Here is a 15,948-nt window from a genome sequence, read left to right on the forward strand (position 1 = left end):
GCGCTTGCCGTCATCCCCAACAACCCGTCACGGGCGCTCAAATATCCGCTCGACAAGCATCTCTATGCCCAGCGCCATCTCGTCGAATGCTGCTTCTCGAAACTCAAGCAGTTTCGCCGCGTCGCAATCCGCTTCGAAAAGACCGCTCGAAATTACCGTGCCGTCGTCACTCTCGCTGCCATCGTCCTATGGATGCGATAAGTGTCCACACCACCTAGAGCTCCTCGGCGTACTTTAATCCGCTTTCGGTGAAATACTCCACCTTGGTCTTGCCTCCGCCCGTCCCAAGCGCAACCATGGCGAAGCCGTGTTCGTAGGCGCCGTCGCTCACATTCAACTGTGTCCCTGCAACAAGCGCGGGCGGGTCGGCGATGCCCTTGAGCACATCGTATGGTTTCTCTTCTTCGAAGATCGGAATCGCGCCGTGGCCAATGCACCTCCCGCGCTCCAAGCCGAGATAGCCCTGGTAAACGCAGAGATTGTGTTCATGGCCCCAGAGCCATGCGGCGATTTTGCCTCTAGCCTTTAGACGTTCGAAGAGCGCGAGCAGGTTCGGATTATAGGGCAGAAGGGTCCCATCGCCTCTTGGCTTGCCGATCTGGGAAAATGCCGAGAACAACTGATGATGCGATACCAGAATGGTCTCTCCGGGAAATTCCGCGACACGCTGCTCTAGCCATTGCTGCTCGTCTTCCTCGACGAACGTGAGCGCGTCTGTCACAGAAATCGGACTATAGTCGTGCAGGCCGGTATCCATAGCCAGTATTTGCCACGCGGCGTCCGCGGACCGCAGGCAGAAGAAGCTTGCTTTCTGCGCCTGCTCGCCCGCGTTAAGCGTCCTGGCGAGATCGTAATAACCTAGCCCACCACTATACATGTCGTGATTGCCCGCCAGAGTGAAGGTCGGAATAGCAGGATCAAACGTCGATCGGATCAGATTGACGAAGTTCGCTTGGCATTCCGCAGGAGTGCCGGAATAGTAGATGTCTCCGAGGTGAAGCAGCACATCGGGTTTTTGCTCTCTGATCCTTGTCAATATTCGGCGTGCCGGCTGCGCGCCAGTGCCCCAGTCGCCGAAGACGGCGATGCGCGCACCCGCTGCAATCGGGATCGTGTGCGCACCGACTTCTGCCGCGCGGACATACGGGATCTTGCCTCTACTGCCATTGGCGCCGAAGAATTCTGCGTATTCGGAGAGCGTCGAGGCCCATTTCAGGTCGCATGTGCCGCCAGTCATCTGCTCTTGAATACGTGCAGCGCGCGCGTCGTCACCGCTGACCAGCGCTTCCAGGTATCTCAGTCCCAGGCTGGCACAGATCCTCGGGATATCGGCGATCCCTTCCTCGGTGTCAGGAATCTCGCTTGCGTTTTTTGATCTCAGCTCTGCAATCTCGTTTACCGCCTCCATCAGCGGATCGTCCGCTTCGACTGCGCCTTCTGTTGTCGTCTCTTTGGCCTTCTGCGACACATAGTCGGCCGCAGCGGACTGATACAGAGACAGGAAGTGGTCCCGGAAGGTTCGTATGTCGCCCATCGAGCTTACCTAAAGACGTTGACGGATCAGGATGGCCACCATGACTGCCCCGCGAAGGTGCGCAGGGCAAGCCACAGCTGAAAATTACCTGTCAGTATGGCGAGGAACCACTGTGGGAGCTTGGATAGCATCTTAAGCACCTTGGCTACGCCATCGGCATCAACGGCGGCCGCCTCTGTGCTTCGAGCCGCTTTCACTGAGGCTGCCAGCGCCTGAACCGCCAATGCCACCAACATAACGGTGCCGGCGAGAACCATGAAAGCTCCCGAGATGGTCAGAATGGCCACCAACAGAGTATTCATTAAGCACCTTAGGAGCGTTTTGACCTTCGCTTTCGTTTGGTGCCGCTGCGCAACGCCACATTGCCCCCGCGGGTCGTGGCATACTGATCATTTTCTAAGATGATCGATGGAAATCTGACGCCGGCCATCTCCGAGATGTCGGAGATTGGATACATGAACGGCACCAACTCGTCTGCGGGGGTGAACTCCCACTCGACGTCCGACAGATCCTGTTCCAGGATGAAACCGAACGCTGCGCAACCCTCGTCGGTTCGGACGACGACGACCTTCCAGAATTTCTCCGGAATGCGCGCCTTTAACACCGTTCCTCGATCTCCTGCGCCGGTGAAGACCCGATCGTCGTCGGTCAGCACGGGCCCGGCAAACACCGACAGCCGCTCGCTCGCCGCTTCCGACAGGACATTGTTTTCAAGGTCGCCCCAATTTGCGTCTCCGAGCGTTGATCTATTGAATTCTTTCACTTGGGGCGAGCAGTTCGTGACGTGATATGTGTCACCATTCGCGCGGCGGAGCTCGTCGTACGTCTTGCCCCACGCGACGTCCTCCCGCCGCACGATATGTCCTTTGTCGAAGGCCTGACGGTCCTTGTTATAGAAGACGTCTGGAAGTTGAAACCGCGCATTGATGCGAGGATCTGAAAACCATTTTTCCTGATCGTTCGGACCAAGCCCGCTCAATCCGCGTCTTGTATAGTCCTTTCCGGGCTCCGGCTTCTTCAGCTCGGGTGTGGCGGCGACATTGGAAGCCGTGAACAGTGCGATCCGTCGCTTCTCGTGCATCGCAATCGAGAAGTGCTCATATTTGAGAATGTTCTCGCCGATATCGCTCTTGGCAAGAACCGTCGGGTCGGCGGCGCCGGGTAGCGGAATCTGCAGAGGGATTTCGCCTGCGATGTTTTCGTTGAGAAAGCTTGCAGAATATCCGGTCCGGCTGTCATAGCTCGTGTCCCTGAACGGCTCGCGCATCGCTTCGGTGAAGTCTGCGACCGCCTCGGTTTGCGGGGGCGCCGCTTCCACCCGCGTTCCCTCGCCCGGGCGCCCAAGAGAGACGGTAATGATCAAAGGTACCTCAATCCTCACCGAGCCATCCGTCACGCCCGTCTGCGGACCCTGGCCCGCCGCGACCGGGGCGGCGGGCTTTTGAACCGGTGCACCTGCAGTCGGCTTGGACGGCTCAGCTGTTGTTTCAGTCTGATCAGCTCTTGCCCACCAGCTTGCCCAGTCACCGGTTCCTCCACGGGCACCGTCTCCAAAGAACTTCACGCCAGCGTCCACGATGCGGGTGTCTCTCGAGAGTTCGAACGAGGGGACCGCATAGTTCTTCTGATGATACTGGCCGCCGAAGTGAAGACCCAACACCTGCCCGGTGCCGAGATCAAACATGGCGCTTCCGGAATTTCCGCCCAGCGTGGAACAGTCGTGAGCTGCGGCGGGGACCGTCTTTCCGAAGCTTGCCGCGCCCACTCTTCCATGCAGTGCGCCAGGTTGCAGCCGTTTGACGCCATAGTTTCCGTCAAACAGCTCCTGTTGCTCGTCCGAGGGATTTCGCGGGTCGAAGGCAGGATATCCGATCACAAAGATCTCGTGTCCCTCAGGCAGTTGCCGCGCATCCTGAAGCGAAAGCTCGAGTTTTGGGTGATCGTGGTCCAGTCCATCGACCTTGAGGATCGCCATATCCCAATACGGATGGATCATTATTGTTTTCTCGACCGCCAGCGTTTTGGGATTCGGCGGACCGTTCAGTTCGCGGAGAAAATCCACGTCGGCTTTGGCGTTAGGGAGAAATTCGATCAGCCGGCTGCCCAAGCCGCGGGAGAAAATTTCCGCAACGTGCCGATTTGTCATCAGAAGACCATTGCCGACGACGAATCCCGTACCAGCGTAAGGATATCTCCTGTTTCCGGGCAGTCCGATGCGGCCAACAGACGGGATGACTCTCTCGATCCGCATCTTGATGGTCTGATCTTGTGACAGCTTGGTCCATAGGGGATGTGTCGAGGTGAACGTCCCATTGATGATGTCGATCGCGGGCCGAATGTCGGCATCGATTATCGCCTCAAGCCCAAAGGCTTGCTCGGATGAAAGATCAGCGCCACGATCGACCTGGCGAACGGCTTCCTCCGCATGGACTGTCGGATCGACCCCCTCAAGACCCGATGCGCTTTCACGACGCCTTTCGGCAGCCTCCTGGACGTGCGGCTGGAGATCGCCATGGGCTCGTTTGAGCAAGGAAACGTAATCTCTCAACCTGTCCTGTTTGATATCGGGCATGCGGATATCCCCCAACTTTCCAATCCTAGGGTTCCATAATACTCAATTATGGGTTGAACACAGATGACGTCGCGGTAGTCGCACGCAGTGAGCGAGTCGTGATAGCGATGAGACATTTCGCATGCTGCCATGCGCGAGCATATTTCCTCGATGCATGCGTCGATCCTGGCTCGCTTGTTCGCCACTCGACCGGTGCGAGGTCACAGATGGGCGAACATGCGCAGAGCTGCATCGATGCATCGATCCCAGCTGCAATGTCAGATGCCGCATGTGACGACTCCAGAAGTTTTGCTATTCAAGATGCCTGGCGCCCGGGTCGTGGCGGTGGCAGATGCCTATCGCTGCGAGGAGGGATGCTTCCCTGCCGCGGTGTTTGAAAGAGCCGTTCATGAGCTTGTATCCCTGCGTCGAGCGGTAGCCGTGGCGGGGGATGGTGGCCGATGTGATCCATGAAAGTAAGCTGGGGAAAGGCCGAGGTCCCAATGCGCTTTTGCGATGGCCGGAAGTGCCTTCGCACAAAAAGCAGGAGTAACGGCGATGAAACCGCATCCAGTCGACGTGGCCTCCGGCGGCAGCGCAGGTTCGAGCTGGCGGTTGTGCGCTCGAGCGCCAGATAGATCACGGGCGTCCAGAATCCGAAAAACGGAGGATGGAGCCTTCCGAAGGCGCGAACTCGCGGGACGGCTGGGTGTCACGTTCAGTAGCTCCAGAAATATGAGACAGGTAAAAACAGGGTGGCTGCAGCAGGCTGGCTGACATCGTAAAGTCCCTCGAGACTCCGATCGCCTGCTTCTTCTTCAGTTCCGCTCGTCCCGACCGCGGCAGCGGCGCTGAAACTGATCGGCTGGTCACCGCGTTTTCTGAAGATTGTCAATCGGAAAGCCCGGCGGGAAGTGATCGACCTGATCGAAAGCTTCGCTTGGGGACCTGGTCGGAAGCGATAGGACTTAGACCATCTCGTTGATCCACAGGAGGAAGAGGACGAAAGCCGATAGCCCCAGTTTTGGCCTGTGATCCGCCCGCTCGGCCAAGAGCAATGCAAACACGGTGGCCATCGCGACCGGCCCCAACTTGGAGGTGGACACCGGCAGCATGGTCAGCAGGCAAGATGATACGCAATATCTGCCGTGCAGCCATCCGTTGCGCATCGCGTCGCGGTCGGCAGCCCGTCCAAGCGCACGTGCCGGTGCGATATGGTGGCATCTGTTGAGGGCGCGTTTCTTGAATTCTGTTAGCTGCCACGTTGCCGCGGCCAGATAGAGCACCGATACGCTCATACGATTGGAGGATTGCGGCCATCCGATCAGATCGCTGGCTGCAGCGATCCCGACACCAACGCAGATCCACCGCAGCAGGAAACCGAAGAGGAATAGCGACACCGAACGGCTGCGTCGAACTGTCGGGCTTCTCGCTGCCAGAATCTTTATCTGGGGCGCGGCGAGCGGCACCATCATTGCGGTCACCATCAGGATCCAAAGCAATTGCGGGACCAGATAGCGGGACACCAGATCCTGGCCGATCGGCCGAGCCGTGCAGACGTCGATTGGTCCGACGAAGAAGGGGAGAGCGAGAATAATGGCCCAAGCCGACGCTGCGGGCAGCATCGCGAAGCGCGCGACGTCCGATGCAAGGAGTCCGCCTCGCAAGAATGCTAGCGGACGATCGATGCCAATGGAAAGGTTTTCCCCCATTAGAGCATGACCCGGAAAAGTGTGAGGCGGTTTTCGGAAAAGATTATGCTCAAACAACAATCTAAAGCGCGATGACGATTCATTCCCAATCTCATCGCGCTTTAGTCATAAAACAGTGAAATCTTTCCGACTGTGACGTTCGCAGGCTTGCGCTGAACGGCGGCGTAGTCGGCGAGTTCGGCGGGAGCGTCTGCATCGGCCTTTGCAACACCCTCTCGCACGAACGTGACCTTCAGGCGGGAAACATTGGCTTCCGACAGCTTCAGCTGACTGGCCAATTCGGTAATCTCAAACACTTGGCTAAGTCCGCTGCCGCCGTGGCTAAGCGACTTGTCGCTCGCCCGTTCGAGTCCGAAGGTTGTCATCACGCCGATGAATGAAGCCGTTGGCCGATCGTCGTCTGGCACGTCGATATAGACGAGATAGTCGCCTGGGATTCCGGCTCCGGTGATGTTCTCCAGATTGAGATAGACATGACGTGGCTGCGCCGTGGCAGCCTCCAAGCCTGACGGCGGCACCAGGACAACGTCAGCTTTGGTTGTGGGTCCCGTCAAAACGACTGGTCCTTCGCTTTCCCCGCCGAATTCCGGCCTCGCTCCGCTAGCCACTGCCATCTCCACCGACTCGAGCTCCGGTTCCTGCGCGACAGGTACCGCCTCGTAAGTATAGCCGTGGAGCACCTTGGTCGGCATGTCGGCACAACGGAATGTGATCGGCCGACCGTCTCCGTCGTGCATCTGGAATACCACCGAAGTCAGCCATCGTTCGTCACTTGGGTCTTGAAACTGAGGCCCCTGATTGCGCCAAACCTCCCACAACCGGTCGATATTGGCATGGTGCAGCCAGAAAATCGGATCAAGTGCTGCGGTGGATGGGTCTGACATAAAGCCGGAATCGCCGCCGATCTTGACGTGGATACGGTTGTGCGGAACGCTTTCGATGCCGCCATTATCGCCGCCGCCGGGATTGAAGCCCGTCTCTGGCCCTCCGAAGCCGGACGGAACTCCCGGCCTTGAGTTTGTGAAATTGGTGAAGCGCAGGGCCCCGGTCGAAACGGCGGTGTCGTCGAGCTCGAAATTTCCACCGAAAGCTCGCGCTCGTCGCGACCAGAGTGGATTGGGACTACCGTCTCCAAGGGTCCGCTCGACGAAGGCGCTCGGCAGCAATCTCGCATTGCGCTCGGTGGACAGGCTTTCGCTATAATCCCAGAAAGGGAGCGCCCAATCAGCGGGGCCGCCCAGATCCTTGACCGTTTTGGCGATGGTCGCTTCGAAGCTTGCCAGATATCCGCGGTGCCATGGGAGAAAGAACCAGCTCTGGTGCTGGCATTGATCCCAGTAACCGCGCGCGGAGGCTGGGGTGGCCATACCTTGTGGGGTGCCGTGAACGGCGGCGAGATATCGCCACGAGGACGGATCCTCAATGGGGCGCCTGATGAGAGCTGCGACGGCCTGAGCATACCAGGCTAGGGTCGCGTCGCTGCGGTCGAGCTTCCAAACATTCCTGCGGATCCTTGCAGCCATGTCGCACCTCGTGTCTTGCAAGCCTGAGAGTCCTCGCGCTCACGCGGGAGAAGCGAAACTAGGAGAATCCCTAGGCGCTGGCGAATACGAGACCTAAGCCGCCCGGCACCAGGACCAGATACCGTTTTGACGAACACTGGGGAAAACCCCAGTTCTCCCGATACTTGGACTCGGTGATTGTCGGCCAAGAACCGGCAAGTTGGCAAATGCCCTGCGAAGGTCCGTCACTAGGGTGATCTGATCCGTACCATGACTTCCCAGCTTCATCGATTGTCCGCCATCCGCGCCGTGCTGGCCGGCTCCGTTCCGTCCGGGCACGAAAGCAGCGCCCCGGCGACAGACGAGGCAGTCGCGCTCGAGGCGGATTCCATCCTGCAGCGCGTGTCGACCTCATTGGACCTTGAAGCCGAACGTCGCGGTGCCGTTGCTGGATCTGAGTTTGCGAAGGCCAGGTCGCTCTTGATCGGGCATGGGACGCAAGCCCTGCGAAAGCTGTCGGCCGGCGACGGACCGGAGAATTTCTCTGACGACGAGGTCGGTTCTCTCGAAGCCGTTGTGCAGTTCGACGGCTCAAGACCGGCTCTAGTCCTCCGCGAGGGCGCCGTCGACTCGCATCATCCCTTTCTGGGCAGATGGGCAAACGATATCGGCGGCGGTGTACAATCAATCCGTCAGTGCGCGAGCTCGGTCGGTCGGCTCGAACCAAGTGGCGGGGGTCCGCTCGATTTCTTCGGGACAGGGTTCATCTTCGATTGCAAGGCCATGCTCATCATCACCGCCGGCCACGTGTTGGACCAGATCGTGAAGCGCGTTGGCCGCAACGGGTCGAAGTCAGGTGACGTCCTTAAGCTCGGCGATGAAGTCCGGATCGACTTCGATGGCGAGGCTGACAGCGCTGCAAAGCGTCTCTTGAAGGTCGAAGCCGGGGTTCGCGTCGGCAAGTCGGCAGACATGGCGCTGCTCGCAGCGCGTCCGCTGAGCGAAAAGGAGGACCCAGATCACGCAGACGCCGAAGTGCCGGCGTCGATCGACACTCGCCTGGTCGTGCCTCCGGGGGGAAAGCCGGTCCCCGGATCACTCTGCGTGATCGGATTCCCAGCCCGCTTTGCGCCACCGCGGTCTCAGCCGGACGGCCATCAGGTCGATTGGGAGTGGGTGAGACATCACCTGACTGGCGCAGCGCAGGGAGTAAAACGACTGGCGCCGGGACTTCCATTGCGGCAGCCAGATCCGAATTCCGACGGCCGCACCTTCGGTCATGATGCCACGACCGCCGGCGGAAACTCCGGCTCACCGGTGATCGCCTGGAAAGATCAGCATCAGCCCGCGATCGGAGTGCACGTGTCTGGCATGACGTTCGAGACGAACGAGGCCGAATTCCTCGCCTCGAACGGAGAGGATCTAAATTGTGCCATGCAAGCGCTGCGGAAGTGGCGCGCATGACGCTGTCGGCGGACGATATCGCCTCAGCGGCGCAGTTGATTCACGATCACCGCGGGATGACGGTAGAGGTGTTCGGGCGATCTTTCGACACGGTAGGGCGGGAAAGCAAAAGCCGTGTCTTTGCCACCGTCTACGCGTTAAGCGACAAGGATTTCCTGCTCGCCATCAAGGAGTGTCTTCGCATCGCCGCCGACAATGGCTTCGTCGAGAAGCTGCTGGCGGAAATCAGTTTCAATCTTCCCAATCAGGACGATCTCAGAACGGTCGTGCCAACCGACATCATCTTGAAGGCGGAAAAGGGTCTGCATCAGACCGTCTTTCCGGACAGTGGCGGCCTCCAAAGCGTCGAGATCGTCAACGTGGTCGGAAAGGTGCAGCCAAAGATCGGAGTCATCCGAGATAAGAGATGCAATCAGGAATACATTGGGACGTGCTTCCTCGTGGGAGCCGACCTGATCATGACAGCGGCCCACGTCATCTGGGGCATGATCGATTTCGAAAAAAATCCGCCACAGGAGATCCCCGGGGCCACCGATGGAGTTCAGGTCGAATTCTGGAATCTCGGGGGCCGTTTTGCTCCCAATCAGCCCCGAGTGGCCAAATTCGCCCGCAAGTGGTTAGTGGCCGCCAGTGAACCGTGCGGCACCCCGCCTCGTGACCTCGATTGCACAAATCTAGAGCTCGCCGCCAAAAATCACGATTTCGCGCTCGTGCGCATTGATGAGAAGATCGGGGATAAAATCGGCATTCTGGACATTCATGACCCCGCCGATGCTCAAATGAACACCCTATTGGTCGTCGTCGGTCATGCCGGTGGCACAGATTGCTGGTTTCATAGTGAAACGCTGCTGGAACATCGCAGACGCACCGGACGGTTGCATCATAAGGCGAATACCGCTGACGGAATGTCAGGTGGCGCTTGCCTCGACAAATTGGCGCGTGTGGTTGGCATTCATGAAGGTACTGTTCAATCCAACGGGAGCCGCTACAACCGGTCGGTGCACATGCTGCCCATCAGGCGCAAGATCAAGCAGCTGACCGAAGATCCCTTATCGCCCCGGTCGCGGCGATTGCGCTGGCTACCTGCGTCACAAGCCACCGACTCCTGGAAGAGTCTTGGCTTTCCAGATGTGAGGTCGGATCATCCAATTGTGGGGCGAACCGCGTTCCAAGATTGGGTCAGGCGCGCCGCAATGGCGGCAGCACCGAGCGGCTAGCGCTGGTTTCGGGGGCCCAGGGCTCGGGCAAGACGTTCACAGGAGCCTTGATGCGCGCCAAACTTTCGGATGCGCCCGACATACTTGTCCAGATCGCGCCAGAGGTGGCGCGGCTGACAACGATTCCGAACCTTTTCGAGCGCCTGGCAGTTGCCGCGGGCATTTCCGAGGATGATCCTTTTCGGGCAGCCACCCGTCCCGACATCGGCCTCTTGCGCCATGATCTTATCCCGCAAGGCCTGGAGACCCTCGACCGTCTGCTGACGAAGAGTGAGGGCACGAAGAGCCGCCTCTGGCTGATTGTCGACTTCGGTCGAGATGAAGGCTGGTTGACCGGGCGCCAGGAGGATTGGATGGCCTTCATGAGTCAGGCTCTACAGCGGGATTGGATGAGGGTGGTGGTCGCCGGAATTTCGGAAGGGCGCCAGGCCGAATTTCATGCGATCCTCTCCAACAAATCCGTTCCGTTCCCAGAGACGATCGCAGAGCTCGGATGGGCCGAGGTGCAGGAGTTCGTTGAAGCGAACCTCGGAGGCGTCGAAAACCAAGCGGCGGATGTGTCGGCAGCCCAGGAATTCTGGGAGGGCGCCGTCGCCGGTACATCGGGACGGGCCCGCTTCGCCAAGACGTTGAGTTTTCTGAAGGTTATGAACATCGTAGGGAAGTCGTCATGACCTCGACCGCCTTCCAGCGCGCCCTCCAGGACGGATCCTTCGAGCGCCTGATGGAGAGCGCCTTCGCTCCGGCTGACCCGACGATCTCGTCCTCGCTCTTCCCCGATGCAGACCGCTTGCGCTTTGCACTGGCGCTGCGGGGCAGATGCGACCCCGCGCTGTTGCTTTCAGAGCTTAAGATCGAAAGGACACGTTGGGGCGAGGTGCTCGATGTGGTCGCAGAAGAATGCGACGCGGGCGCCGGCAACGAACAGGGGCTGTGGCTCCTCTCGGATGCCGCCAGGCGCGCGCAACTCGCAAGCCACGGGCCCGACATCGTTGCATCTGCGCTTAAGACAATTAGCGAACCCGACGAGATGACCAAAGCCCTCGCCAGGGTCTTCGGCGGGCCTTTCTCGCTCGATCTCCTGACCTCGGACGAGCTTCGTGCGCTGATCGCGATCGAGCCGGCAGTGGTCGACCTGACCACGAGCATTCCGACAGGAGCGGAGATAAGGCGTCACCTCGCATTGCGGACACGCATTGAGGAGTTTGACCGCTTCGTCAACGAGGGGTTTATCGGACGCGACGCGGAGCTCACAAGCTTGCTTCAATTCATCACGTCGGACCACCGCAAGTACAAGGCTTCCACCGCCTTGCTGTGGGGCACCGGTGGCATCGGCAAATCTACTTTGATTGCGGCGCTCCTGTCGCGTGTCATGCGCGAGCGCGATTCGCGCATTGTGCCGGGGCACCTGGACTTCGATCGTGGCGATCTGTCAGTGGTAGATACGCTGACGCTGACAATGGAGCTCCTGCGTCAGGTCGGCACCATTGATCAGGAAATGGATGCCGACCTCAAGTCCAAGCGGGAGGAGTTGCGAGGCCTACTTCATAGACGTCTGGTTGATCCTGCCTACGGTTCACACGAGAGGAGTTCTCGGGACGGAATGCTGCTTCTCGCCAAGTCTCTGGCGAGACTGAAGATGGAGCGGCGCGTTCTTCTCATCGTTCTCGATACTTTCGAAAATGTGGAAGCTGCCGGCGATGCGACGCTGCGCGGGCTGCGGCATTGGGTGGATCGATTGATCAGCATTGCCGGCGCTTACGCCGTGCGCCTGGTGGTCGCCGGGCGAAGTGATCCGAGGTCGCGCAATCTCGACAAGATCTTAGGTTGGCGCAGACCAATGGTCATGTATCTTGACGAGTTATCAGAAGCAGACGCCTGCAAAATGCTCGCGGTGGCCGGTATTCCAACGCACGTCGCGCTTTCGTTGCACAAGGCGCTTGGGGGAAACCCTCTAGTGCTCTCGCTGATCCGCAAGCTCGTCAAGATGGGGGAGGGCATCGGCGAGGTGCAAGCCATCGCCGAAGACGTCAAGTCGAACGTGATACCTCAGGAGCTTCTGCAAGGAGTGCTCTACGACCGCTTCTTGAAGCACTTGAAGTCTGAGGACGCTCGATCGTACGCCCACCCGGGCCTGGTATTGCCGCAACTCACGCCTGTGCTGATCCGGCGAGTGCTCGGACCGCTCAAGGGCGAGGCGCGCATGTCGGAGAAAAGGGCAAGAAAGATATTTGACGAACTCGCTTCCGCGTCCTGGTTGGTGCACCTTGAAAAAGGAGCCCTGGTGCAGAGACCCGACGTCAGACGGTTGATGCTAAGATTGATGTCGGCCGATCGGGAGCGGGGAGCCGAAATCAAGCGCGTTCGCCTGGCGGCGATGCTTCATCATGCAAAGTCAAGAATGGTCGCCGACAGGGCGGAGCTGGCCTACCATCTCCTTATGCGCGTCGATACCAAGGAGGATCTAGCGCTTCTGGACGGATATAATTTCTCCGGAACGGGACCTTTTTTGCGACGGCATCTCAATGACTATCCGGATATCGCGCGCACCTTCGTTGCCGTGCTCGATTTCGAAAGCGGCACAAGGCGCGGCAGGAAGGCCGTGATCCGCAACTCGATCTCGACCGAACAGGCGTTGAAAGAACTGCCGGACGATCTTTGGGAAAGCTTCATCGCCGGCGATCCCGGTCGCCCAGGTGAAGGATACCGGCTCACGGAAACCGGCGATCCGGCCGTCGTCTTTAGGTCTTTGGCGAAGAAGGCGGGTCGGCTCCCCCGGGCGGCCCCCCACGTTTGTTCTCAGGGCGTTGGCCGAAAGCGCGGAATGGAACGCAGGTGAGGCCGACATTCAATCAATCGCGCACGAGTTGAACTCGGCCGTGCCTCAGGAAGGAGCAAGAGACATCCGCTCCACTGAATTAGACCGGCGCATTTACTGGACCACGGCGCTTGCGTTGATGTCCCACCCCGATGGATTCGTCGGTGCGAAGCCCGCCTTCGGCAATTTGATAAGAGTGCTGCGCAGAATTCACACAACGAACTCTAGATCCAGCCCATACGACGATCTGGTCTCCCTGACTGCCATCGTCGAGGGCCTGTCCGAAAGCGAGATCCTGCCTCGCGCCGTGTTCACGACGTCCTCATCCTTCGCCTCCATCACTCGCCTCCATCTCCAACGCGGGCGTTGGGGATCGCGGCTGTTGGAGTGGACCGTCGACCTAGCATCGCTTGTGACGCTTCAGCGCGATTTCGCCGAACGGATCGGTGCGGCCAATCAGGATATCATACGCATCGGCGCCCAAACCGTATTCCGCTCTCAGTCACATGCCCCGACCTCCAGCGCTCTCAAATCTGTTCAGATGTCGATAGACCGGCTCGATGGTCGCGGAAGCGACGAATTTCTGAAACTCTCGTTCGGCAGCACCAGAGCCACGGTCCGCGTTGGAAAGCACGCCTCTTCCGATCCGAACCTCGAAGCTCTCCTGTTGCGTGGTCAAACACCCGAACTGCACCGGCCGGCGCGGGAAGCACTCGTTGAAGCGCTTGGTGCCGGGCCAGCAGGCCACAGCGATCAGAACTACGTGGATCGGGTGAGGACATACATGGGTAACATCCAAAGCTTGTTCTCGGTCAAACCCAGGGAATTCGCTCCGAACTGGTTCGCTTCGCAGGCAGCCCAGGATCCCAAAAGTGCGTTTCTGTTTCTGGTCGAATTCGCGGATAAGGCGCGCGTCCTAATGGGAATACTGAGTGCTGCGGTGCCCGACGCCGTGAACCTGCAGAAGCTCACGCGCGTAAGGTCCGCACTGGCGTCATGGGACAGGGCGCTCGCGGGAGAAGGCGAATGCTGCTGGTGGCCGCAGGGGCCCGGGGGCGAACCGCCGTCGAGAAAGCCGAAAAATCAATCTTCCAGATGAACGGACTTCCTGGCGGAGTCGTCCTCCCAGCGTTGAATGCGCTGCACCTGCTGTGCGGCTCGTCCGCTGAGCTTGGGTGGCTTGACCGGCGTGCTGTCGAATGCGGAGGTATTGGAATCGCGCGACTGGCCCGATTTAATGCTCTTGAAAGTCATGATTCGCTCCGAATACGCGACTTTAACCGCTCGAATCGCAAAGGGACAGCCCGTCCAAGGCAGGCCGCACCGAAATAAACGCGGCCGCAGCCCGGCGCAACCTGTCCGCCGAGGCCAATATCCTGCACATTACAGTGAAGGATCAGTGTTAGTAAATGGTTAACCTGTTTGTTTTTCTTGCATTTTTGGGGGCTTGGGGTGGAATGGCGAAGCGATGGGTGAAAAGGACGACGCCAACGGCAAGGATCGAGGGGGAATTCTCGTTCTATTTCGATGTCGTGCACCGCTATTGGGCCGGAGGGGCGAGCGAGCAGCGGGCCGCGCCTCTCAACCGCATCTGCACGTTGGCACGGAAAATGGGTGTTGCGGCGGTACTCATCGAGGACGCGCTCGAACGCGACGAGGTCCGCCGAGAGATCGATGCACTCAGGAAGAAGCTTTCGACTGGCGGCGTCGTCACTGCCGCCTCAATCTCGTTCTTGCGCGCCTTGCCCTCAGCAGGTCAGATGGAGGGCCCACCCGATCACATGGTCGGTCAGGTCGTCGTCCTCACCTATCCTTCGGCCTCGGGGCCAAAGAGCTATGTCTTCGATGCGATTATGCGCGTGCCGGCTCGTTGGCAGGACGGACACGAAATCCCGCTGGTGAACCGTTGCGTGCCCAAGGCGCAGACCTTTTATCGGCGCGCCGGAGGTTGCCGCTACGCGGTCGCCAGGGCCTATTACTGCCAAGAGAACGATGTGAGCCGAGGCAATGTGCAGGCGGCCTTGAGGATCGCGATCCGATCGATTGAGGGCATCAGCTCCGTCGATGACGACAAGCTGTCAAAGGCTGCGCATCCCAAGGGAATCGTCGACGTCATCGTCAAGACGCTCAAGAACCGCGGTTACGGATATAATTTGTATGAGATCGACGGTGTCACGAGCGCCGACGAAGTCTGGACCGCGATCTGTTCGTTCATTGAGTCTGGAAACCCGCCATTGCTTGTCGTTTCCGGCAAACGAAACCAAAGCCGGATCATTCCTGTTCTTGGCTATACCCTCAACACAGACGAATGGCATCCGGACGGCTCAATGTCGCATCCCAAGCGGCAATCCGGATGGTTCTCGAGCAGTCAGTGGATCGATCACGTCGTCATTCACGATACCGTATTGGGTCCGTATTTCTGCATGTCCCGCGCCTGGCTTGCGGAACAACTCTCTCGCGCCGCCAATGCAGGTATGAAGCCGCGGCTGGTCATCGCTCCAATCTGGACACCGCAGGTGAAGGTTTCTCCTGTCTACGCTGAGCAATTGGCAGGCCAGTATCTCGACATCTGGGTCAGGCGCGTCGCTGAAGTCAACGCTGGCACCGGACGCTGGTGGGATTATCTCTGCCAGAACGGAAGCAACGTCGTTCTTAGGACGACTTTCATCTCGTCGCAGGATTATCAGGTCCATCTGCAAAAGCTCGACGACAAGATTCAATCGAGGGGCGAATCGGTCGCGACCTGGATATCTCCCGGCGGCGGAGAACCGCTCTCGTTCAGGAGCTTCATGAATAGCCTGCCCGCAAACTTCTGGATATGCGAGATTTCCATGCCTCAGTTGTATGGGGGGAATCGGAAAAAGCTAGGAGAGATATTGATCGACTCGCGAAAGCGAGATCTTTCCGGCGGCATTCTGGCCATTCGTTTGCCATCACGAGCGGTCTGGCGAAATGGTGCAGGCTACCTGCTCGCGCCGACAGGAATGGATTCGCAGACTCCTTGAAGCGAGTTCGCTAACTGTCTCGTGACGACGAGAGCCGCTCCTCTCTTGCCCATCCTTGAGCCGACAGAACTGTAGTCGCAACTCCGCCGCACAGCTGACCTTCGCGATCAGGAAACTTGGTTTCGGCGGCCGCAGTCGCTAGCAA

General features: G+C 59.1%; 13 protein-coding genes. 7 read left to right on the forward strand and 6 right to left on the reverse strand.

Annotated elements, in window-relative coordinates; all coding sequences use genetic code 11:
- A partial coding sequence (locus AC0QUY_RS35305; RefSeq protein ID WP_474417046.1) for a transposase occupies window positions 1-201 on the forward strand: 201 nt, incomplete at its 5' end.
- 13 nt (window positions 202-214) lie between these two features.
- Here the strand turns inward: AC0QUY_RS35305 and AC0QUY_RS35310 are convergent.
- The 5 genes from AC0QUY_RS35310 to AC0QUY_RS35330 all read right to left on the reverse strand — a co-directional run bounded on the left by AC0QUY_RS35310 (window position 215) and on the right by AC0QUY_RS35330 (window position 7,320).
- The gene (locus AC0QUY_RS35310; RefSeq protein ID WP_161855507.1) at window positions 215-1,534 is read right to left on the reverse strand and encodes a metallophosphoesterase family protein; all 1,320 of its coding nucleotides are present in this window, start codon (window positions 1,532-1,534) and stop codon (window positions 215-217) included.
- Between the two features lie 26 nt (window positions 1,535-1,560).
- Entirely contained in the window at window positions 1,561-1,836 is a 276-nt protein-coding gene (locus AC0QUY_RS35315; protein WP_161855506.1) for a hypothetical protein, read from the reverse strand.
- 8 nt (window positions 1,837-1,844) lie between these two features.
- Window positions 1,845-4,106, reverse strand: a complete 2,262-nt coding sequence (locus AC0QUY_RS35320; protein WP_161855505.1) for a DNA/RNA non-specific endonuclease — start codon at window positions 4,104-4,106, stop codon at window positions 1,845-1,847.
- Window positions 4,107-5,053: 947 nt separating this feature from the next.
- On the reverse strand, window positions 5,054-5,797 hold the full coding sequence (locus tag AC0QUY_RS35325) for a copper chaperone (protein WP_475390650.1): 744 nt from the start codon (window positions 5,795-5,797) through the stop codon (window positions 5,054-5,056).
- 101 nt (window positions 5,798-5,898) lie between these two features.
- Complete coding sequence (locus AC0QUY_RS35330) at window positions 5,899-7,320, reverse strand: tyrosinase family protein (protein ID WP_161855503.1); 1,422 nt, start codon at window positions 7,318-7,320, stop codon at window positions 5,899-5,901.
- 249 nt (window positions 7,321-7,569) lie between these two features.
- On the opposite strand from AC0QUY_RS35330, the gene AC0QUY_RS35335 reads away from it, so the two are divergent.
- From AC0QUY_RS35335 to AC0QUY_RS35355, 5 genes are read left to right on the forward strand one after another with little or no spacing between them, the layout of a single operon-like run.
- On the forward strand, window positions 7,570-8,763 hold the full coding sequence (locus tag AC0QUY_RS35335; protein ID WP_161855502.1) for a trypsin-like peptidase domain-containing protein: 1,194 nt from the start codon (window positions 7,570-7,572) through the stop codon (window positions 8,761-8,763).
- Entirely contained in the window at window positions 8,760-9,980 is a 1,221-nt protein-coding gene (locus AC0QUY_RS35340; RefSeq protein ID WP_161855501.1) for a trypsin-like serine peptidase, read from the forward strand. The genes AC0QUY_RS35335 and AC0QUY_RS35340 overlap by 4 nt, the downstream gene beginning before the upstream one ends.
- A gap of 50 nt (window positions 9,981-10,030) precedes the next feature.
- Complete coding sequence (locus AC0QUY_RS35345; protein ID WP_161855500.1) at window positions 10,031-10,654, forward strand: hypothetical protein; 624 nt, start codon at window positions 10,031-10,033, stop codon at window positions 10,652-10,654.
- A complete protein-coding gene (locus AC0QUY_RS35350; protein WP_161855499.1) occupies window positions 10,651-12,819 on the forward strand; it encodes an ATP-binding protein in 2,169 nt (722 codons plus the stop codon). Before AC0QUY_RS35345 ends, AC0QUY_RS35350 begins: the two co-directional genes overlap by 4 nt.
- Complete coding sequence (locus tag AC0QUY_RS35355; protein WP_161855498.1) at window positions 12,788-13,897, forward strand: hypothetical protein; 1,110 nt, start codon at window positions 12,788-12,790, stop codon at window positions 13,895-13,897. The genes AC0QUY_RS35350 and AC0QUY_RS35355 overlap by 32 nt, the downstream gene beginning before the upstream one ends.
- Here AC0QUY_RS35355 and AC0QUY_RS35360 read toward each other — a convergent pair.
- Window positions 13,882-14,052 (reverse strand): hypothetical protein, encoded by a 171-nt coding sequence (locus AC0QUY_RS35360; protein ID WP_161855497.1) that lies wholly within the window; start codon window positions 14,050-14,052, stop codon window positions 13,882-13,884. The genes AC0QUY_RS35355 and AC0QUY_RS35360 overlap by 16 nt on opposite strands.
- 155 nt (window positions 14,053-14,207) lie before the next feature.
- Between AC0QUY_RS35360 and AC0QUY_RS35365 the strand changes: the two genes are divergently transcribed.
- Window positions 14,208-15,803, forward strand: coding sequence for a hypothetical protein (locus AC0QUY_RS35365; RefSeq protein ID WP_161855496.1), 1,596 nt, complete (start codon window positions 14,208-14,210; stop codon window positions 15,801-15,803).
- Window positions 15,804-15,948 lie beyond the last annotated feature (145 nt).

It is taken from the genome of Bradyrhizobium sp. WYCCWR15520, assembly GCF_056174665.1.